We start from the raw sequence: 20,471 nt of genomic DNA on the forward strand, positions 1-20,471 counted from the left end.
CTTGCAATTCAATTGCAAAGGCGCCTTCCACGTTCTATTCATTATTTGATTGTCTTCATCACGTTTTCGAGTCTATTCAAGCCTTCTGTCAAAATCGCGCGCGAACAGCCGATATTAATGCGGATAAACCCGTCTCCGGCTTTCCCGTAAGTCGAACCCTCGTTAATCCGAAGACCGGCTTCTTCAAACAATCTGCGGCTGAGCTCCTCTGACCCAATCCCGAGATTTCGGCAATCCACCCACATTAAGTACGTGGAATGCGGCGTGATTACCTTTAGCCTTGGCAGTTTTTCTTGAATATATGAAAGGAAATAGTCACGGTTGGCTTTCAGATAAACCAGCAGCTGATCCAGCCACTCTTCTCCCTTATTGTACGCAGCGATTAGCGCTTCCACCCCAAATGTGTTTGGTTCATGAACGCCTCTCATAAGCAGATCCTTCTTGAATTTATCCTTGTATTCCTTATTGGCGGTAATGATGTTCGCCATCTTTAATCCGGCAATATTAAAGGTTTTGCTCGGAGAGGTGCAGGTGATCGAGTTGAACGCGTCTATCGAAGCAAACGGAACATAAGGCTGTCCTTCAAACACCAGATCCCTGTGAATTTCATCGGCTACAACAAGAACCCCATGCTTTTGGCAAATGGCGCTTAACCGCTCAAGCTCGTCCTTCCGCCACACTCTTCCTACCGGGTTATGGGGATTGCACAAAATAAACAGCTTAACGGCTTCATCCGAAGCCTTCGTCTCGAAATCCTCAAAGTCGATTTCATAGGAATCGCCCGTATTGATCAGTTCATTCTCAACGATCTCGCGGCGGTTATTGGCAATGGTTGTATAGAAACTGTTATACACCGGTGCTTGAATAAGCACCTTGTCTCCCTGGCTCGTAAAAGCTTGAATAATAGCGGCCAAAGCCGGAATAACGCCGGGACTGAAAGCTATCCATTCTTTTTCAATCTGGAAATCATGTCTCTTCTGCCACCAGTTGATTTCCGCTTCATAATAGGCGTCCGGCAAATGGGCATAACCGAATACCCCGTGCTGGAGCTTACTCTCCAATGCCCGAAGGATGGGATCCGCTGCCTTGAAATCCATATCTGCAACCCACATGGGTACAATATCTTTTTTGTCCTTCGCTGAGTCCCACTTAAAGCTGTTCGTGTTTTTCCTGTTAATGACTTCATCAAAATCATACTTCATCTTGCATGCCACCTTTTCTGTTCGCAAACTTCTGCCTAACATATAATAGCACAACTCCCGCCAGCAATGCCCATAACGGAGCCGATATGCCGAACAAATGAAGATGCGAAGCGGCCAGGACAAAGGTAACGGTGGACGGAACGATGTATGGACGAAGCTGCACGGCCGATTTGACTGACTTCATAAAAAGGCCAAGCAAAGGAATACCGGTCATCAAAGCGATAAACGGGGCAGGCAAAATCTGAATCCAACCGATCAATTTCGATGCGAACAACCCGAATAGAATGACCAAGCCGTTAGAGGTTACTGCCGCGCCTATACGTTTCGAGGGATTGCCGGCTTCGGGACTGCTGCAGAGAGCCGTCATCATCCCTCCCACGTTTGCCGCATGCCCGCCGAACAGTCCGGCAGCTACGGAAGCCAAGCCGGAAGCGCTTATGACTCGGTTGACCGGCGGATCGTATTCATGGCTTTTTAGGGCGGTAAGACTTACAGCCAGATCATTGCTCATCACGATAAACGACAAGGGGATTGCAATGAAAAATATAGCGGCAGTCGAAAATTCGGGAATGATCGGCGCGGGAAGCTCAAACGGTAAACCTTGAACAGCCGCCCATGGAAGTCGCTGTTGAAGAAGCAAACCAACAAATCCCATGATCATTGCCCATAAAGCCGGCGACAGAAGCCGCGTATAACGAGGAATCAGCCAATACCCGGCTGCGGCCAGGATGCCGCATAGCGGAAGCTGTACGGAAGACGGAATCATTCCCCAGACATAGGATAATAACAGCCCAGCCAATAAGGCATCGATTATAGGCTTGGGAATCAAGGGCAGAGCCCGTCCAAAAATCCCCGTACTGCCAGCCGCAATCATGATGACTCCCGACAGGATAAATCCCCCGGCTAATTCCGGCAGCGCATAGTGGGCGGCAACGGACCCGATGTAGGCAATCCCCGTAATGGAATGCGCTCCCGCAAAGGGCATTTTATATTTAAGAGTGAGTATCGTATTTAACACACCGCCAGCGACATAAACGGCAAAAAACCAAGATAAAAGCTCGTGATCGGACATTCCGGCCCGATCCGCCGCTTGGACAAGCAGGATTGCGCCTCCGGTACAAGCAAGCATGGCGGACATTATTCCCATAGTGAAAAATCGCAAGGCACATCCCTCCTTCAGCCCATAATAGGACCAAAGGGAATAACTGTAACCAGCCAATTCGGAGAAACTTCTGCCATCCACCCATAAAAAAAGAGCCCGCTCGCGCAGGCTCTTTCCTTGTTTAAGTCCACTTTTTCTGATAAGCGGCAATTTCTTTGTATTCTGGCGTAAGCAGCCTGGATACCCGGACGTAGATCCGGCTCAGCTCCTTGTAACGTTCAACGTTGGCTTGTTCAGGCAAATGCTTGTGGGAAGTTCCCATCATACCCGACACGACATGAAGCGAATCTACCTCGCCAATGCTGTACAAGCCTAGGATCGCCGCGCCAAGGCATGAGCTTTCGAAGCTTTCCGGCACATGGACCTCTTGCTCGAAAATATCGGACATCATCTGACGCCACAGCTCCGAGCGGGCAAAGCCGCCGGTTGCCTGGATTTTCGTCGGATGGCCAATCAGCTCCTCCAGTGCCATATACACCGTGAAGAGGTTGAAAATTACGCCTTCCAGCACCGCGCGGATCATATGCTCCTTCATATGCTGCAGGCCTAGGCCAAAGAACGAGCCTCTTGCATTGGCATCCCACAGCGGAGCTCTTTCGCCCGCTAGATAAGGATGGAACAACAGACCGTCTGCTCCCGCCGGCACGCGCGCGGCAATTTCCGTCAGAATATCGTACGGGTCCTTGCCGAGCCGTTTAGCGGTCTCGGTCTCCGCGGCGCAAAGCTGGTCTCTCAGCCATCGGAATATCATCCCGCCGTTGTTAACCGGACCGCCAATTACCCACATATTCTCGGCTAACGCGTAACAGAAGATCCGCCCCTTCGGATCGGTGACCGGCCGGTCCGTTACGGCCCGGATTGCCCCGCTTGTCCCGATCGTTACGGCAACGGTTCCCGGCTCAATCGCATTCACGCCAAGGTTGGACAATACGCCGTCGCTAGCTCCTACAACGAAAGGAGTTGAAGCAGGCAGCCCCATCTCGGCGGCCCATTCCGCCTTCATGCCTTCCAGCGTATAGGTCGTAGGCACAGGCTCGGATAACCGCTCGGGCGTTACGCCCGCCACCTGCAAGGCTTCGGCATCCCAGCCGAGCTGGGTTAGATTAAACAGCCCCGTCGCCGATGCAATCGAATAGTCAATCACGTACCGGCTGAACAGCTGATGGAACACGTATTCCTTGATGGAAATAAACTTGTGCGCGCGGGCGAACAGCTCCTGCTGCGTGTTGCGCAGCCATACCAGCTTGGACAAAGGAGCCATCGGATGCAGCGGCGTACCCGTGCGCAAATAAATTTGATGGCCGTTCATCTCGTTCCTGATCCGCTCCGTCCACATCGCGCTGCGGTTGTCCGCCCAAGTGATGCAGCGCGTCAGCGGACGGCCTTCGCCGTCAACCGCGATTACGCTATGCATCGCCGAGCTGAACGATACGCACAATACGCCTTCCTCGCCAATGCCGCCTTTGGCTACAACCTGTTTAATCGTACCAACAACCGCGCGGAAAATCTCGTCCGGATCCTGCTCCGCTACATCTGGCTTCGGTGAGTACAGCGGGTATTCGATCGTATGAGTCGCGATGACTTGTCCAGCCTTGTCAAACAATACGGATTTCGTGCTTGTTGTCCCGATATCCGTTCCAATTACGTAAGAGGAAGCCATTGCTGCTCACTCTCCTTTCTCTCTATCCAATCCATGCCTTCTATCTTTAAACGACGGCGTTCAACGCCATAATGAGCACAAGCGCCACAACGGAAATAATCGTTTCCAGCGCTGTCCAGGTCAGGAGCGTTTCCTTAACCGTCATGCCGAAATATTCTTTGATCAGCCAGAAGCCGGAGTCGTTCACATGGGACAAAATAAGCGAGCCTGCGCCGGTTGCGAGTACAAGCAGCTCCACGTTGGTTCCCGGCATTGCTGCCGCGATCGGGGCCACGATACCCGCAGCCGTCATCATCGAGACGGTTGCGGAACCGGTTGCGATCCGGATCATCGCCGCGATGCCCCAGCCAAGCAGAATAGGCGATACATGCGAAGAAGTAGCAAGATCAGCGATGTAGTCGCCGATACCGGAATCCAGCAGCACGCGGTTAAACGCGCCGCCGGCGCCAATAACAAGCAGAATCGTTGCCGTAGGGGCGAGACAGTCATTCGTAAATTTCAATACTTTCTCGCGGCTGATACCGCGGGCAAAGCCTAAGCTGAAGAACGAGTATACCGTTGCAATCAGAAGCGCCACAACCGGATCGCCTACAAATTTCGCGGCAAGGAACAGGGTATCATCCTTCGCAAGGGAGCCGCTTTCCACGAATACGTCGGCGAATGTGGCAATCAGCATCAGGAATACCGGAATCAGAATCGTGATGAGCGTATTGGCAAAGCCGGGCAGTTCGCGGTTCTCATCGGTTTCCGCAAGCTGATCTCCCATTTCCTTCGGTACTTCCTTATGAATTCGTTTGCCAATCCAGCTGCCGTACAGCGGTCCGGCAACGATTGCCGTCGGCAGACCAACGATAATCGAATACAAAATCGTTTTGCCGATATCGGCATTAAAGATGCCAACCGCAGCCATGGCAGCCGGATGCGGAGGCACCAGACCGTGAACGACGGATAAGCCCGCTACCAGCGGTACGCCAATTTTGACAAGCGAAAGACCTGTTTGTTTTGCAATTGTGAAAATAAGCGGTACAAGCAAGACAAAGCCAACTTGGAAAAATACGGGAATGCCGACGATAAACGCAACAAACATCATCGCCCAATGGACTCTCTTCTCGCCGAACACGCCGATCAAGGTCCGCGCGATCCGCTCGGCGCCTCCGGATTCAGCCATCATTTTTCCGAGCATCGTGCCCAGCGCCAATACAATCGCCAGGAAGCCTAGCGTATTCCCCATCCCGGTCTTGATAGAATCAATGATGCCGGTCTGGTCTTCGGTAGCAATAACAGGCATTCCCGCGGCAAGCCCTGTGCCGATCGCCGTAATGATAAGAGCGACAAACGGGTTAAGCTTGGCAACCGTAATGAGCAGCAGCAGCACAACGATTGCTGCAAGTACAATAAATAGCAACATGGTGTAGTTCCTCCTGAAATGGATTATTGCGGCTGACCGTCGCGGTATTCCTGCGGTGTCATGCCGAACGTTTTCTTAAAGGCGCTGATGAAGGAATGCGGTCGTTGATAGCCTAGCCGGGCAGCGATGACATAGACCTTCTCATCGCTGCGCCGCAGCATGGACTGGGCTTCTTCCATCTTCGCGCGCTGAATGTAATCACTTAAGTTTTCGCCTGTTTCCAGCTTGTATACCTTGGATACGTAGACGGGATGCAGCTTGACGTAATCGGCCACCGATTGAAGGGAAATATCGCCGGTTACGTTGTCGTCTATAAAGCTTCTTATCCTCTCGATCAAGGAATGCCGATTATCCTTTGTTTCCTTTGCCATATCCTCCTGCAACGCTTTTAGCGTGCGGAAAGCCCATTCCCGGAGATGCTGCACGGTCCGAAGCGGCATGCCGGTCGTCATCCGGTTGTAATCGGTACCAAGTGTTTCGTTTAAAAGACGTCCGTTCTTATGGGCGATATAAGCATAGGCCGAAGCCATCGTAAAATAAATTTCGAGCAGATGCTCTTCGGATACGGATACACTACCCTCCACTCCCGCGAAGATACGCTTATACCTCTCTTCTACCGCTTCCCATCTCGCGGCTTCCAGCAAATGAATCAATGCCGGCGGCTCGTACAGACAGTCCAACGAGCGGATTGCCGCAGGCTCGCTTTCCTTCTCCTCCAGACGCATGAACTGCTCCGGCTCCTGCCCGATCCGGTTGCGGAAAGCCGTAATGGATCGGTTATAAAAGCCGGGAACATCTTCCGGAAAAGCTCCCGCGCCGCTTACCAGAACGGATATCTTTCCTTTCAGGTAGACCCCTACGGCGGATTGCAGCACCGATGCCGTACGCTCAAGCCAGCCCGGATCATCCCTTTCCGCTTCATCCTTAGGGGTAAGCAGAAAGATGAGATAATCATGGGCATCCTTCGCATGCCACAGCGAGTAACGACCGCCGAACAGCTCTTCGGCCATATTGGCAACCGCGTATTCCTTCCAGGACATGTCCTCTTCGGCAAACTCCCCGAACCGGTCATCCAGCCGAATAGCCATCAGCGAAAATCGCTCCCAATCCCGGTCGCCAAGCTCTAACCGCGACATTTTCTCCCGAAGCGTCTGCCTGCTCCACAGCTTTCCCTGCAGCAGCTCCTGCAACAGGCTTGCCCTTAACAGGGGCAGATGCTCCTTCAGCGTATACGTCATCCTCTGGGCGGAGATCACCTCTTCCCACTCCTGCTTCAGCTTGAGAAGCACGCGTTCCACCGTTGCCAAGAGATCCGCGGTCTTAACCGGCTTGAGCAAATAGTCCTCGGTCTGGAACTGCATAGCCTGCTTCGCATAGTTGAATTCGGAATAGCCCGACAACAGGATGCTTTTGGTCTTCGGCCATTGCCGCTTGATCTCTGAAATAAGCTGCAGCCCCGACATCCCCGGCATGCGGATATCCGTAATGACGATATCGATGGAAAATTGATGAAGCTGCTCAAGCGCTTCCTGGCCGGAATACGCCTTGTACACCTGATCGATGCCCACGGATTCCCAATCGACCGTTGTTGCCAGACGGTCCACGACATGCGCTTCATCATCCACAATTAAGAGCTGGGCCATTCCGTTTCACCCTCCAACCGATCGTTATTCCCTGCCTTGGCATTTGCTTCGATCTTCAGCCACGCTATCGTAACGACAAGACCTTCTCCATCCGCTGCATGCCGGAAACGAAGCCCCGAGCCTTTTCCGAACCGGCCCTGCAGCCGCTGATGCACGTTCCAGGTGCCGCATCCGATCTCGTCGCCCATTTCCTTCTCGTCTAGCAGCGCTTCCAGCCTAAGCCGTTCCTCGCCGGTCATTCCCGCTCCGTTATCGGCAATTTCAAGAAGGTTATAATCCCCCTCTTGCCTGCCGGTAATGGAGATAAGCCCTCCGCCGATCCGGCTTTCAATCCCGTGCACAATCGCATTTTCGACGATCGGCTGCAGGGTCAGACGGGGAAGCGGCTCCTCTAACAGGGCATCCGGAACATCGATTTCGAAGGCTAGCCGCCCCATCCTTAGCGTATGGATGTTCAGGTAATGCCGGACGAATTCCAGCTCCTCTCCCACCGTTGACAGCTGATTGTCCACCCTGGTCGTATACCGGTAAAACTCGGCCAGATTTTCGGACATCGAAATAACCGAATCCCGGTCCTCCATCATCGCCGAATTGATAATAAAGAACAGCGAGTTATACAGGAAATGAGGATTAATCTGCGACTGCAGCTGCTTCAGCGTTGCTTCCCTGGATCTTAGCTTTTCGCTGTATATATCCTCGATCAACCGCTGAATCTGGCCGGCCATTTCGTTGTAATGACGAATCAAGTCATCAAATTCGTTATTAGCCTTATAGCCGATCCGCCAGGACAAATCGCCGCCCTTCATCCGTTTGATACCGGCGATCATCTTGGACAACGGAATCTGAACATTGCGGTAGAGCAGAACGGAGGCCAGCAGCCCGATCAAAACAAGAAAAGCGATTGAGCCGTAGAACCAGTTCCTGGCCTGAACGATAGGGGCTACAATCCGTTCGACCGGTACGTAATCAACCAAATACCAGCCTAACTGGCGCGACTTCGCGTAACTGACCAGGTACGTCTGTCCATCCATCTTCAAGATCCGTTGACCGCTTTGTCCGAGACTCCCGAGTGCAAGCTCCCGAATGACCTTGGCGGAAGACGCTTCCGCATACGTGCTGTTGCGTACAGGCTCCTCATTAGAGCGGAACAGAAACGGGTCGCCCCGGTTCTCCTTCTTGTATACATCAAGCATGTCGCTAATATTCTGGACGGGAAAACGGACCTGAATAACGGCTTCCGCGTCTTCAACCTTTACGGCAGCGGCAGGAACTCCGGTCTCGCGGACGAACGTATCGATCGGATAACCGCGCGAGCTGTCCCGCTCGTAAATCCAATCCTTCTTGATCCTTCTCCCCGGCGATTGGATTTCGCTGCCGTTTAAGTAAATATTCGAGGAGAGAACGAGATTCTTCTCCGGAAAAGCAAAGGTTAAATCGTTAGACCATGAGCTGGATACGCTTTGCAGTCCAAGCTTTTCTGTTACTCTGGCCTGCTCCTTCAGCAAAACGCTTTCCGGCTCGCGTTGGGCGGGAGACAGAAAATCGCGAATATGCGGATCATCGCTTAAGATGACCGGGAACATCGACAAATTTTCCATCGTTCCGTCCATTTGATCCATAAAGAAAACAAGCTTGCTTAAGCTCGAAGAACGCATTTGCTCTTCCACAACGCCGGTTGCAATCCGGTTCGAATAACCGTATAGCAGCACAACGGGTACTAGCAGCAGGATGATGGTGAAGGCAATCTTGTTGAAAATCGACAGTCTGCGCGGCATCTTGGTTACTCCGCTTCCTCATCAAGGAGAGCCTGCAGAGCGGCATTCGCCTGATCGGCCGATTGCCGGATGTCCGTCTCTCCCGTGATGACCATTTGCACGATTTTTCCAACCTGCTCCCGCGCTGCCGCTACGTCAACGGTCTGAGGGCGGTCGTGATCGATGCCTCCGTTAACCGTTTGCCGGAATACGGCTGCCAGTTGCTCCGGGAAGCCAATCGTGCCCCGCGGATCCTTCCATACCGACGATCTTGGTCCGGGATTTCCCGCCTGCTGGGTAAGCAGCATGACGGACTTTCCGCTTGCCCATTTAATAAATGCCCATGCCGCTTCTTTATTCGGCGATTTCGGGTTAATGGCAAGCCCCCAGGACGTAATGTTGTACGGCATGGAACCTTTTGTCCCCGAAGGAAACGGCGCAAAACCGACATTTCCCCGAACCTTTGACTCTTCCGTATCCAGCGCGCGGTAGATCGAATTGGCATCGGTGTATAACGCGGCCTTCCCTTGCGCAAAAAAAGCGCTTGCCTGTGGCCAGGACATGTTGATCGCATTAGGCGGCCCGTAATTTCGAAGAAGACCGCCATAGGTCTCGAAGGCTTTGATCGCTTCCGGAGAATTAATCGCTGCTTTGCCGTTCTTGATAAAATCTCCGCCTTCGGAGTAAAGAAACGACGAGACCTGCGTTACAAGCGGACTTCGCTGTCCTCTGGCTACAAAGCCGTAAACGCCTTGCTCCGGATGATTCAGCTTCGCCGCCGCTTCTTCAAGCTCTTCGATGGTAGCGGGCACCTCAATCCCCGCTTCCTTCAACAGATCTTTCCGGTAATACAATATTTGCTGCTCCGTCACGATCGGAATGCCGGCTAGATGGCCGTCTACCGTTGAAGAACGGATCGATTGCGGCGAGAAATCGCCCAAATCGTATTCCGCATCCTGCCCGGCATAAGCATCAAGCGGTTCAAGCCAGCCGCTCTGGAAGAAGAGCTTGCCTTCCTGCAACGGCCGGTACATGAACACATCAGGCGTTTCCGAGCGCGCCGTGAATTGTACCGTCAGCTTTTGTGTCAGCTGATCCTCGAAATAGCCCTGGATCCGCACATTAATGCCGGTTTCCTTCTCGAACTGGGGAATTAACGGCTTAATGACGTCAACCCAGGGATGGGATCCGGTTACGAACGTAATCGTTCGGCCTTGGATTCCCTCTCCGGGCTTTGCTTCGTTCTCTGCTGAGCCCGGCTGTTTGTCCGGATTGTTACTGTTACTGCATCCGGCTAACGCTGCAACGACCAATAATCCAGCCCATCCGGTCTGTAAGAGCTGCAGCTTTTTCATGCCTTACTCTTCTCTCCTTCAAGCGGAATCGGCCTTGCCTCAAAAAGCAACGTCGATTTGCGTCGAAAAATTTTTATTAAGCATCCTTAACATTACTGGATAGCCGGTTCAGGCGATATAACGAATACTAAACATTGATAACGAATCCTAAAGATCGGCGTTACCTATTATTGCCTGTACGTTCGTTTATCACTCCAATCGGGCAAATAGAAAGAGGCCGCAGCAGTCGCGGCCTCTTTCGTAAGCGGATTTATACGTAAAAACTTCTAAAAACAATATCCTGATCGTAATTCCCAAAGCCTTTTCCGTATAGGGTTAGTCCTCCCCGTCCGCGTCCGGTATCTTCCGCCGCTATGCGGAAAGTCCAGTTAATCGCGCCGGTCCCGATATCTTTAAGACCTATGTCCGAAATTTTCAAACCGTCGATATACGAGCCGGTCTCCTTGACTCGGAGCACCTTCAACAGGCCGTATTGATTGACGTCGCTGGACCACCAATCCGGAGTAAGCCTTCCCCTCGTTTTCCCGAAATCTCCCGGGCTTGTCCATACGCCAAGCGATTTTCCGTTAAGACTGAAATGAATATCCGACGGCCAATTCTCATTGACGCGAGGAGCCTCGGAGCCGATTTCGAAGGAAATCTCGATCTCGTGCAGCCGCTGATCCTTATAAAGGTAATTAGGAATTTTATATTCCACCCACCCTCTTGCAAGCCACAGGATTCCCGCGTTTACCCTCTCCGGGTCCATGAAGCAGGCCGGATTATCGTACTGTCCGATCATTTTCTCCGTGGTTGCAACCCCGCAGGTTGGCCATGCCTCATAGTCGGTGTAGTGGCCGATTGGCACGGACAGCCCATGAAAGCTTAATGACGATGATACATTGGGAGACAGCTTGATCTGAAGAAATTCAGACTTGATGTAACAATACTTGTAAGTTCCTCCGTCAATCCGCTTCATCTTGCTGCCGACAATTCCCGCCTGCTCCAGCTTGCGGATATGGCCGCTGATAACCGCGCTGCTTAGAAACATCTCGGAGGCAAGCTCCTTCACATGGCGCTCCCTCTCGAACAATTTATCAATAATTTTCAAACGCACCTCGCTTGCCAGCGCTTCATAGACAATTAAGGACTCCGCATTGGTTGATAGCATCATTTCACCTCGATAGGATTTTGTTTTTCCAAAATCCTAAAACTTATTGTTGTCTGCTAATACCTATTATGTTACGAATATTATAGGATTTCAACCATACGGATTTTGTTTTTCCCTAATTCTAAAGGAGGCTTTACCATGACTATTCGTTCCAGCATGCTTATTGACAAGAACTTTACCGTCTCCCCTGTTGATCCCCGTGTATACGGTTCCTTTATCGAACACTTGGGTCGTGCCGTCTATGGCGGCATTTACGATCCGGGACATCCGACGGCTGACGGGAACGGCTTCCGCCAAGATGCCATTGAAGTCATCAAAGCTCTGCAGGTACCTATCATCCGCTATCCGGGAGGCAACTTCGTATCCGGCTACAATTGGGAGGATGGCGTAGGTCCAAAGAGCGAACGGAAACGCCTGCTCGAGCTGGCCTGGTGGACGACGGAAACGAACGAGGTAGGCACCAACGAATTCGCGGATTGGGCCAAGCTGGTTGGCTCCGATGTCATGATGGCTGTAAATTTGGGGACGCGGGGCATGGATGCGGCAAGAAATCTTGTGGAATATTGCAATCATCCCGGCGGTACTTATTGGAGCGATCTGCGGATCTCTCACGGCTACAAGGAGCCTCACCGCTTCAAAACCTGGTGCCTGGGCAACGAGATGGACGGTCCGTGGCAGATAGGCGCCAAGACGGCCGTCGAATACGGACGGCTTGCCAATGAGACCGCAAAGGTAATGAAATGGGTTGACCCGTCGATCGAGCTTGTTGCCTGCGGCAGCTCCAGCAGCGGCATGAGCACCTTTGCAGACTGGGAAGCTACGGTGCTTGATCTTACTTATGATCAAGTGGACTACCTGTCTCTCCATACCTACTACAATAACAACAATAACGATACGGCGAACTTCTTGGCCAAATCGCTCGATATGGACCAATTTATCGACAGCGTAGCCGCGATCTGCGACTATGTAAAAGCGAAGAAACGCAGCAAAAAAACAATCATGCTCTCCCTCGACGAATGGAATGTATGGAACACCATCGGCACAAGCCGCGCCGACGAGCGTTGGCAGATTGCTCCTCCGGAGTTCGAGGATGTGTACACGCACGAGGATGCTCTTGCGGTTGGCTGCTTCCTGATTACGCTGCTTAAGCATGCGGACCGTGTCAAAATGGCTTGCATCGCTCAATTAATTAACGTTATCGCCCCAATTATGACCGAGACGAACGGCGCGATCTGGCTGCAAACGACCTACTATCCGTTCCTGCATGCCTCGAACTTCGGACGGGGTACGGTGCTGCAAGCCAATATCTCCTCGCCGAAATACGATTCCAAGGAATTCACCGATGTTCCGTATCTCGAAGCGATCAGCGTCTTCGACGAGGAGCAAGGTCTATTCACGGTGTTTGCGGTTAACCGCCATCTGGAAGAGCAAATGGAGCTTAGCCTGGACCTCCGCAGCTTCGGAGAAGTAAGCGTAATCGAGCATATCGTCATGGAAAGCGAGGATTTGAAAGCCACCAACACCAAATCCAATCCTCGCAATGTCGTTCCGCATGCCGGAGGCCGCGCTACGGCTGATAACGGCAGCGTTCAAGCGATCTTAAACAAAGCCTCCTGGAACGTAATCCGCCTGCAAACCAAAAAAGGATAACCCCTTCCGTAAGAGTATCCGCGTATGAAAAGAGGCAGCCGAAACCGGCTGCCTTTTCCTTATGTTTTAATTCGTGCTCCAAGATGGAGTATGAACACGTTGCGGTTCATAGTAATTAACGCAGCTTCATGATTTTTAATGCCGCCGCGATAAATACTTTAACGCCGATTCGCATCGAATTCTCGTCAATCGTGAATCTCGGATGATGATGAGGATAAATGATTCCTGCTGCCCGATTCCCGGCGCCAATATTGAAATACGTGCCCGGCACGCGGTGTATGTACGCCGACATGTCATCCGCCGCCATGCTTGGTTTTATCGTATACAACGCCTCTTCGCCCAGAACCTCTTTAATAGAGTCGGCTACAATTCCGGTAACTTCTTTATCATTGATTAGTGGCCGATATCCATAGACGTAATCCAGCTCGTATTCCGCACCGTGAGCATCGGTAATTCCACGTACAATCTGTTCCAAGCGTTTCGGCAATTCCTCGCGAAGCACGGGATCTATGCAGCGGACCGTCCCTCCTAGCTCAGCGCTGCCGGGAATGACATTATGCGTCATACCGCTGATGAATTTCGTAACTGAAACGACAAGCGGCTCCGTTGGACTATAGTGACGGGATACCAGATGCTGCAGATTGGTCACGACCTGTGCCCCTATCGCGATAGAGTCGACCGTTCGATGAGGTTCAGCCGCATGGCCGCCTTTTCCATTAATTTTAATGGTGAAGATGTCCGGCGAAGCCAGCATCGGTCCCGCGACCACGCCAACCTTGCCAACTTCGACCGGTGACTGCAGATGGGCGCCGATAATCGTATCAACCCCATCAAGAACGCCAGCTGCGATCATCTCCTCGGCGCCTCCGGGAGGAAGCTCCTCCGCATGCTGGAAAATAAAGCGGATTTCCCCTTCCAGCTCCTCAAGGTTCAGATGATCCGTTAACAGCTTGGCAACTCCCAGCGCAATTGCCGTATGTCCGTCATGGCCGCAGGCATGCATTACGCCAGCAATCTCGGAAGCAAAGGTCAGGTCATTCTCTTCCTGAATAGGAAGGGCATCTATATCGGCGCGAATAGCGAGCACGGTCCCCGGCTTTTTCCCGATCAGCCTTGCCATTACGCTTGTTGCAGTTGGTTTGCTGACAGCCAGCTTGCCAAATGCCAGAAGCGTTTCTTCTATATAATGTGCGGTGCCGGTCTCCTTGAAGCTAAGCTCGGGATGCTGATGCAAATAACGTCTCCACGCAACAACTTGGGAATGCTGAACTTCGGCAAGCTCCATCCATTGTGCCAATTGCAACGTTATCGCTCCTCTCGGTTATAGGCTTCAATGTTCCGATCGATCTGTCCCATATGCTTCTCGACATGATTGCATATAAAGCTGTCGACGATATGCGCAATAGAGATCGGCTCTTCTCCTTTTAAACCGTAACGCTGCCATTGCTCTTCGTTCAGCTTCCGCAATAATGTCGCATTATACGCGGTTAAGGCTTCATAAGCAGTCAGCATCTCCTCTACTGTCGTCTTGTTGAAAAGCTGCTGAGATACCCAGCCTTCGTGGGCGAAAGTAACGATAGGCGTTATGGGCTCGGATATGATTTTACGTATACGGTAGGAGTTCACGATGTTCGAGTCCAGCAAATGCCCGACGATTTCGTTTATGCTCCACTTGCCGGGACCTGGCTGCCATACCAGCAAATCCTCCGGCAAATCCTTTACTTTGTTCTGAATCTTATCTTTTGTTCCTACATAATTAACGATCGACGCCGCTCGTGCCGAGACGCTCATAGCTGAAACCTCCTGTTAAGTAGACTAGCTGTTACTTCAACGCTTCGTTAAGAAACGAGTTGTCGTACACTTTACTGATGTCTACCTTTGTATCCACCGTGCCTGTCGCTTCCAGAATATCGGCCGTTGACTGCATGGCTGCTTCAATCTCGCCCGATACCGGCTCATTGATGTAATGCGTATTCTCGAGCAGCGTACGTACCAGCTCCGGATCCATCTTCTTCTCGGTTGCTAGAATCGTAACAGCCTCATCCATGTTCGCCTTCACCCAATCTACCGTTTGCTGGTAGACTTTCAAGTACAGCGCCGTCAGGTCCGGATGATCCTTCAGGAATTTATCGCGGCCGATCATTACGGCCGGAGCAACAAAGCCCATCGTCTTCACGCTTTCCAGAATGCGGGCATGGCCGGCTTCCGTCTCCATCGTTACAATCGGATCCCAGATTGCCCACGCGTCAACGCTTCCGGATTGGAAGGCGGGATTCGCTTCATCCGGTTGAAGCTGCACAAGCTTGACATCATCCTCAGACAAGCCGTTTTTCTCCAGTGCTTTTATTAGAAAAATATGTCCGGAGGAGCCTTTCGCTACGGCAATCGTCTTGCCTTTCAAATCGGCAACCGATTGAATCTTGCTGTCTGGCTTGACGATCACGCTGTTCTGATTGCCCTCGACGCCGGTAACGGAAATTACCGTAAACGGACTTTTTGCTGCTTTGCCCGTTACGACGGTACCGTCGCCGATAAAGGAAAAGTCGACGCGGTTTGAGACAACGCCCTCAAGCAGCGGCACGGAGCTTTGGAATTCATTCCATTTCACATCAGCATTGACTTTGCCGAACGCCTCTTCGAAGAATCCTTTGTTCTTCGCAATGGACAGAAGGTTTAACCCGCCGTTGATCGCGATATTTACCGTTACTTTTTTATCTCCGTCCCCTTTGCCCGCGCAGGCCGAAAGAGTGAGCAAGCCAATCATAACGGATAAAATGATCAAGCCGTACTTCCATGCCGGCTTTCGTTTTACTGCTGCAGCTTTCATCATGTACATCCCCTTGTTTTCGCATTTGCTTGTATTCGTTTATCCAATCGATTGGGTCGGATATACGTATTGTAATATTTCCGATTAATCTAGTAAAATAACTATGAAATATATTAACATAACTATCAGTTATGTATCAGAGGTGTTTACATGAACCTTGAGCAATTTGAATATATTGCCGCAATTGCCAGGACCGGATCCATTACCATAGCCGCGGAACAGCTTCACGTCAGCCAAGCCGGAATCAGCAAAGCATTGTCCAAGCTGGAACAGGAGCTTGGCATCACGATCTTCAAACGGTCCCGGCTCGGCACCGTTCCAACCGACCGCGGGAAGATCATCATCGAGAAGGTATTCGAGATATTGGCCCGGATGGAGGAAATTCGCGAGCAATCGATGATAAAAGGCTCGTTGACCGAAGGCGAGGTGCGTTTCTCGGTTGGTCCTAATTTCATGGCGGTGCTGACGAAAGCGATTATCGCGTTCAAACGGGATTACCCTAACGTGAAGCTTGAGATCACGTCGAAAAGCACGGAAGAGGTTATACAGGATCTGAAGGAAGACCGGTCCGACCTCGGGCTTATCTATCTGGATAACCACAAGCCGTCGGATGTGAAGGATTTGCAGATGAAGACCTTGCACGTATCGCGAATGGTCGTGTGCGTAGGAAGACGCTCGAGCCTGTCGATGAACAAAAGCTTGACGCCGCAGGAGCTTCTTGGCCAGCCCTTTGTCAACATCGACGGCGTATGGTCGAATTGGTATCTGAAGGACTTCATGGACAAATACGGGAAAGTAAATATCCTGTTTACCTCCAACAACATTGAGCTGTTAAAACGGACCATCGCGGAAGGCGCTGCAATCGGGCTGTTCATCGAGTATGCGATGGAGAATGACCCGCTTGTCCTTAACGGGGATATTGTCATGATACCCCTTGTCAGCCATGAGCCGTCTACCGTCTCTTTGGGGTGGGCAAGGCTTGCCAATAAACATTTTTCGATTGCGCAGAAGGAATTTTTGAACTATTTGATCCGGGAATATAACAGCTTCTAATAAGCGATTTATTCGTGAAATCGCTTATTGACAACGGTTTTTGCTGTCTGCTAATATTCTCCCTAATTCATTGGACGCAATTTTACATCATTGCAGGGAGGCTGTCTCATGACTGCTGAAGCATTGGAAATCAGTCAGTTAAGCAAAACATTCCGCACGGCGGACAAGGCTACCCATGTACTGGACAATGTCCAGTTAAGCCTGAAAAAACAAGAGTTTGTATCCATTATCGGTCCAAGCGGCTGCGGCAAAAGCACGTTGCTCAAGATTGCGGCTGGGCTTGACGTTGACTATGAAGGACTGGTGCAGCTTGACGGCATCGACGTGAGTGGTCCAAGCAAAGAGAAGGGCTTTATTTTTCAGGAGCATCGGTTGTTTCCGTGGGCTACGGTGGAGAAAAATATTGCCGCCGATCTGTCGCTCAAAAATCCCGAGGTTCGCCAAAAAGTCGACGAGATGATTGAGCTGGTTCGTCTTCAAGGATTCGAGAAGGCTTATCCGAAGCAGCTTTCCGGAGGCATGGCGCAACGAGTCGCTATCGCCCGCGCGCTTGTCCGCAACCCGCAGGTCTTGCTGCTCGACGAGCCGTTTGGCGCGCTGGACGCTTTTACCCGCAATCATATGCAGGAATCGCTGCTCGATATTTGGCGGCAGAACAAGACGTCGATGCTGCTTGTCACGCATGATATCGACGAAGCTATTTTCCTATCGAACCGGGTTGTCGTTATGGATGCTAGACCGGGAAGGATTAAAGCGATTATTCCCGTTGATCTGCCTTATCCGCGCAACCGGGTCAGCGCCTCTTTCCAGCAGCTGCGTACGCAGGTTCTAAGCGCTTTGGATCATGTCGAAGAAGAGGGCAACAGCTATGAGATCTAATTACTTACCACGGAAAGGTTGTCTATTCGCATGATTGGAAAAGCAGGAGTAAAAAGATTTTTATTAAGTGCTCTTATCCCGTTCCTTGTGCTGGTTGCCTGGCAGCTTGCGGTCACAAACGGTCTGGCATCCCGTCAAATGTTCCCTCCTCCAACCTCCATTCTCGGCGATTTCTACGACATGCTTAAATCCGGGGAGTTAACGCATCATCTCGGAATCAGCGTGCTTCGCGCCATGGTTGGATTCCTGATTGGCGGCGGTCTTGGCTTGCTCTTCGGTCTGCTTAACGGCTTATACAGACGAACCGAAGAATTGTTGGATCCTACGATTCAGATGCTCCGGACCGTACCGCTTCTAGCGATTACGCCGCTGTTTATCTTATGGTTCGGGTTCGGGGAGTTATCTAAAGTGCTGCTTATTGCAATGGGAGCATTCTTCCCTCTATATGTCAATTCGTTTCTTGGCGTTCGCAACGTCGATTCAAAGCTGTTTGATGTGGCCCGGGTGCTGGAATTCAGCCGTTTCCACCAGTTGACTAAAGTCGTCATGCCTGCGGCAATGCCCAACATTCTGCTTGGCATGAGACTATCGCTGAGCACGGCTTGGCTTTGCCTAGTAGTCGCCGAATTGATGGGTGCCGATCAAGGCATCGGTTATCTCATTCAGGATGCCCGCTCTTATATGCGGACAGGGGTTGTATTTGTCGGCATTATTATTTTTGCCGTTGTGGGCAAACTGACCGACTCTCTCGTGCGCGTATTGGAATCCCGCTTGCTGCAATGGCGGGACAGCTATAAGGGTTAAGAAATGTCCTTGTCCACACCAATCTCTAAAGCTTATGCGGCTGCCGTAGCGTACGCTGTCATCATCGGCTTCTCGTTTATATTTGTCAAATTCGCCCTGCGTTCAACCGACCCTGTTGGCTTGCTTGCCCATCGGTTCACGGTAAGCTTCGCGGCGGCGAATCTGCTCGCTTTAACGGGATGGGGGAAGTTCCGAATATCCGGCCCCGGGTTCATCAAGCTTCTGCCAATCGCCGTCTTTTACCCCTCCCTTTTCTTTGTTTTTCAGGCCTTTGGGCTGTCTCGACTCCCGTCATCGGAAGCCGGGATTATCCAGGCCGCAATTCCGATTATGACCATGGTGCTTGCTGCGCTGTTCATCAAGGAGCATGCAACAGTCTGGCAAAAGCTGTGCATTCTAATGTCTGTTGGCGGCGTGAGCTTTATTGTCGTCATGTCCGGTCAACAAACCGGTACGGGAACCGCTAAATTAACGGGTTATATTCTGATTCTGCTCTCCGCCTTTTCTTCTGCCGTGTATAACGTCATGGCAAGGAAGCTGACGCAGACATACCGGGTAGCCGAAATGACTTATATAATGATGGGCATTGGTTTTGTTGTTTTTAACGCAATTTCTCTCTCGCAGCATGCGGTTAGGGGAACGCTCGCGGACTATTTCGAACCATTTGCGGATATGCGCTTCGTTATCTCGATTCTGTATCTGGGACTTCTATCCTCGCTCCTCACTTCGTATTTGACTAACTATGCGCTAAGTCATATCCAAGCTTCGCAAATGAGCGTATTCATTAATCTCTCGGTGCTTGTCACGATATCGGCAGGAATACTCGTATTGCGCGAGACGCTTGCCTGGCATCATTTCGCGGGAGCCGTACTTATTCTCGGAGGAGTAATCGGGGTGAACGTGAGAGGCAACCGTTACAAAAAGAGGCATTTCCGGACGTAGCATGAAGTCCGGGAATGCCTCTTTTTTCTATTCTGCTAACAAATTTATCTCAAAATCCTCGTCGCGGTCGCATACGAGAATCCCGTCCCGCACATCGAGCCGTGCTGCTTGAACGGATGACCGGCGCTGCTCGTATCCTTCTTTTGCGCCTTCCTGCATCCCGCTGCGTCCCGGATGGGTGAAATAAAAGACATATGCCTCGTCCCCGGAGACAACCACATCCGCATGATGGCCTATCCATTCGTCATCCTTACGGACGCCAGGGGTTTCGAGAATCATCCCGTTCCGGTCCCAATTGTCCAAATCATCGGAGCGGTAAACGCCCTGCCCTCTCCATTCGTCGATAATCATCCAATAGCTGCCTTTGAACCGGAAGACATTAGGTCCTTCATGCCCGCGATGCGTGAGCACGGGTCTGGCGCTATGCCAATGGTATAAATCGTCGCTGTCCGCCGCGTAAGTAGCCGATCCATGCTCTTCATCCTTGTACCACATCCGGAAGCCTCCTCCCGGAAGCTCATGGACGCATACATCGATGACGCGATTCGAGCTAAGGGAAAGAGGTCCTTCCAATTGCCAGTCGATCAGGTTATTGCTCGTATAATGAATGATCCGGCGATCGCCCGTCCACTCCACCTGGATGCCTTGAATATAGCTGACGTACATATGATAAATGCCGTCATGCCAATAAATTTCCGGTGCCCAGAACGTATTGCGCCCCCACTCGAAATCAAGCCCTGGCAGCGTCCCCCGATATACCCAATTCCGTCCGCCATCCGCAGACGTCGCGACTCCGAGATCCGAGCCATGCACCCAGGCTACCCCAGGCCCTTCCGCGGTTGCCCGTCTGCTCGTATACACCATCCACCATTCTTTTGTTTCCCGGTTATAAATGATCGTAGGATCCGTTGCCCCGTCATAAATCGGATCTCTGAATAAAGGTGCTTTCATAGCCGCTGTTCCTCTCCGTTCCCAGTTGGAA

17 protein-coding genes are annotated in these 20,471 nt (G+C 51.5%); 5 read left to right on the forward strand and 12 right to left on the reverse strand.

Annotated features, from left to right (window positions below; genetic code table 11):
- Window positions 1-41 precede the first annotated feature (41 nt).
- The 8 genes from PGL01S_RS14275 to PGL01S_RS14310 form a co-directional block, all read right to left on the reverse strand.
- Window positions 42-1,202, reverse strand: a complete 1,161-nt coding sequence (locus PGL01S_RS14275) for a MalY/PatB family protein (RefSeq protein ID WP_127495281.1) — start codon at window positions 1,200-1,202, stop codon at window positions 42-44.
- Window positions 1,192-2,364, reverse strand: coding sequence for a benzoate/H(+) symporter BenE family transporter (locus tag PGL01S_RS14280; protein ID WP_127495282.1), 1,173 nt, complete (start codon window positions 2,362-2,364; stop codon window positions 1,192-1,194). The genes PGL01S_RS14275 and PGL01S_RS14280 overlap by 11 nt, the downstream gene beginning before the upstream one ends.
- 121 nt (window positions 2,365-2,485) lie before the next feature.
- Window positions 2,486-4,024, reverse strand: a complete 1,539-nt coding sequence (gntK, locus tag PGL01S_RS14285; RefSeq protein WP_127495283.1) for a gluconokinase — start codon at window positions 4,022-4,024, stop codon at window positions 2,486-2,488.
- Window positions 4,025-4,070: 46 nt separating this feature from the next.
- Entirely contained in the window at window positions 4,071-5,432 is a 1,362-nt protein-coding gene (locus PGL01S_RS14290; RefSeq protein ID WP_127495284.1) for a GntP family permease, read from the reverse strand.
- A gap of 23 nt (window positions 5,433-5,455) precedes the next feature.
- Entirely contained in the window at window positions 5,456-7,075 is a 1,620-nt protein-coding gene (locus PGL01S_RS14295; RefSeq protein WP_127495285.1) for a response regulator, read from the reverse strand.
- Entirely contained in the window at window positions 7,060-8,850 is a 1,791-nt protein-coding gene (locus PGL01S_RS14300) for a sensor histidine kinase (protein ID WP_127495286.1), read from the reverse strand. Before PGL01S_RS14300 ends, PGL01S_RS14295 begins: the two co-directional genes overlap by 16 nt.
- A gap of 5 nt (window positions 8,851-8,855) precedes the next feature.
- Window positions 8,856-10,184: an ABC transporter substrate-binding protein gene (locus tag PGL01S_RS14305; protein ID WP_127495287.1), complete on the reverse strand. Its 1,329-nt coding sequence runs from the start codon at window positions 10,182-10,184 to the stop codon at window positions 8,856-8,858.
- A gap of 250 nt (window positions 10,185-10,434) precedes the next feature.
- Complete coding sequence (locus tag PGL01S_RS14310) at window positions 10,435-11,337, reverse strand: ArsR/SmtB family transcription factor (protein ID WP_164775469.1); 903 nt, start codon at window positions 11,335-11,337, stop codon at window positions 10,435-10,437.
- A 135-nt stretch (window positions 11,338-11,472) separates the two neighbouring features.
- Here PGL01S_RS14310 and arfA point away from each other — a divergent pair, with 135 nt between their 5' ends.
- Window positions 11,473-12,984, forward strand: coding sequence for an arabinosylfuranosidase ArfA (gene arfA, locus PGL01S_RS14315; RefSeq protein ID WP_127495288.1), 1,512 nt, complete (start codon window positions 11,473-11,475; stop codon window positions 12,982-12,984).
- Between the two features lie 115 nt (window positions 12,985-13,099).
- Here arfA and PGL01S_RS14320 read toward each other — a convergent pair whose 3' ends face one another.
- From PGL01S_RS14320 to PGL01S_RS14330, 3 genes are read right to left on the reverse strand one after another with little or no spacing between them, the layout of a single operon-like run.
- Window positions 13,100-14,269, reverse strand: coding sequence for an amidohydrolase (locus PGL01S_RS14320; protein ID WP_127495314.1), 1,170 nt, complete (start codon window positions 14,267-14,269; stop codon window positions 13,100-13,102).
- Between the two features lie 20 nt (window positions 14,270-14,289).
- Window positions 14,290-14,775 carry a DinB family protein gene (locus PGL01S_RS14325; RefSeq protein WP_127495289.1) on the reverse strand — a complete coding sequence of 162 codons (486 nt, stop codon included), beginning with the start codon at window positions 14,773-14,775 and terminating at the stop codon, window positions 14,290-14,292.
- A gap of 31 nt (window positions 14,776-14,806) precedes the next feature.
- Window positions 14,807-15,814, reverse strand: coding sequence for an aliphatic sulfonate ABC transporter substrate-binding protein (locus tag PGL01S_RS14330; protein WP_164775470.1), 1,008 nt, complete (start codon window positions 15,812-15,814; stop codon window positions 14,807-14,809).
- Window positions 15,815-15,961: 147 nt separating this feature from the next.
- Here PGL01S_RS14330 and PGL01S_RS14335 point away from each other — a divergent pair, with 147 nt between their 5' ends.
- From PGL01S_RS14335 to PGL01S_RS14350, 4 genes are all read left to right on the forward strand, one after another.
- Entirely contained in the window at window positions 15,962-16,864 is a 903-nt protein-coding gene (locus PGL01S_RS14335) for a LysR family transcriptional regulator (protein ID WP_127495291.1), read from the forward strand.
- Window positions 16,865-16,972: 108 nt separating this feature from the next.
- A complete protein-coding gene (locus PGL01S_RS14340; protein ID WP_127495292.1) occupies window positions 16,973-17,743 on the forward strand; it encodes an ABC transporter ATP-binding protein in 771 nt (256 codons plus the stop codon).
- A gap of 30 nt (window positions 17,744-17,773) precedes the next feature.
- The gene (locus tag PGL01S_RS14345; protein WP_127495293.1) at window positions 17,774-18,547 is read left to right on the forward strand and encodes an ABC transporter permease; all 774 of its coding nucleotides are present in this window, start codon (window positions 17,774-17,776) and stop codon (window positions 18,545-18,547) included.
- 3 nt (window positions 18,548-18,550) lie between these two features.
- A complete protein-coding gene (locus PGL01S_RS14350; protein ID WP_127495294.1) occupies window positions 18,551-19,489 on the forward strand; it encodes a DMT family transporter in 939 nt (312 codons plus the stop codon).
- Between the two features lie 27 nt (window positions 19,490-19,516).
- Here the strand turns inward: PGL01S_RS14350 and PGL01S_RS14355 are convergent, their stop codons facing one another.
- Window positions 19,517-20,440, reverse strand: coding sequence for a glycoside hydrolase family protein (locus PGL01S_RS14355; RefSeq protein ID WP_127495295.1), 924 nt, complete (start codon window positions 20,438-20,440; stop codon window positions 19,517-19,519).
- Window positions 20,441-20,471 lie beyond the last annotated feature (31 nt).

The sequence above is a fragment of the Paenibacillus glycanilyticus NBRC 16618 genome, from assembly GCF_004000805.1.
Classification (GTDB): domain Bacteria; phylum Bacillota; class Bacilli; order Paenibacillales; family Paenibacillaceae; genus Pristimantibacillus; species Pristimantibacillus glycanilyticus.

Bases quoted from the DNA above. Each gene is read 5' to 3' on its own strand.
- PGL01S_RS14290 (WP_127495284.1), bottom strand. From the start codon at position 5,432: ATGTTGCTATTTATTGTACTTGCAGCAATCGTTGTGCTGCTGCTGCTC.
- PGL01S_RS14300 (WP_127495286.1), bottom strand. From the start codon at position 8,850: ATGCCGCGCAGACTGTCGATTTTCAACAAGATTGCCTTCACCATCATC.
- PGL01S_RS14275 (WP_127495281.1), bottom strand. From the start codon at position 1,202: ATGAAGTATGATTTTGATGAAGTCATTAACAGGAAAAACACGAACAGC.
- PGL01S_RS14335 (WP_127495291.1), top strand. From the start codon at position 15,962: ATGAACCTTGAGCAATTTGAATATATTGCCGCAATTGCCAGGACCGGA.
- PGL01S_RS14305 (WP_127495287.1), bottom strand. From the start codon at position 10,184: ATGAAAAAGCTGCAGCTCTTACAGACCGGATGGGCTGGATTATTGGTC.
- PGL01S_RS14355 (WP_127495295.1), bottom strand. From the start codon at position 20,440: ATGAAAGCACCTTTATTCAGAGATCCGATTTATGACGGGGCAACGGAT.
- PGL01S_RS14310 (WP_164775469.1), bottom strand. From the start codon at position 11,337: ATGATGCTATCAACCAATGCGGAGTCCTTAATTGTCTATGAAGCGCTG.
- arfA (WP_127495288.1), top strand. From the start codon at position 11,473: ATGACTATTCGTTCCAGCATGCTTATTGACAAGAACTTTACCGTCTCC.
- PGL01S_RS14350 (WP_127495294.1), top strand. From the start codon at position 18,551: ATGTCCTTGTCCACACCAATCTCTAAAGCTTATGCGGCTGCCGTAGCG.
- PGL01S_RS14320 (WP_127495314.1), bottom strand. From the start codon at position 14,269: ATGGAGCTTGCCGAAGTTCAGCATTCCCAAGTTGTTGCGTGGAGACGT.
- gntK (WP_127495283.1), bottom strand. From the start codon at position 4,024: ATGGCTTCCTCTTACGTAATTGGAACGGATATCGGGACAACAAGCACG.
- PGL01S_RS14330 (WP_164775470.1), bottom strand. From the start codon at position 15,814: ATGATGAAAGCTGCAGCAGTAAAACGAAAGCCGGCATGGAAGTACGGC.
- PGL01S_RS14295 (WP_127495285.1), bottom strand. From the start codon at position 7,075: ATGGCCCAGCTCTTAATTGTGGATGATGAAGCGCATGTCGTGGACCGT.
- PGL01S_RS14345 (WP_127495293.1), top strand. From the start codon at position 17,774: ATGATTGGAAAAGCAGGAGTAAAAAGATTTTTATTAAGTGCTCTTATC.
- PGL01S_RS14340 (WP_127495292.1), top strand. From the start codon at position 16,973: ATGACTGCTGAAGCATTGGAAATCAGTCAGTTAAGCAAAACATTCCGC.
- PGL01S_RS14325 (WP_127495289.1), bottom strand. From the start codon at position 14,775: ATGAGCGTCTCGGCACGAGCGGCGTCGATCGTTAATTATGTAGGAACA.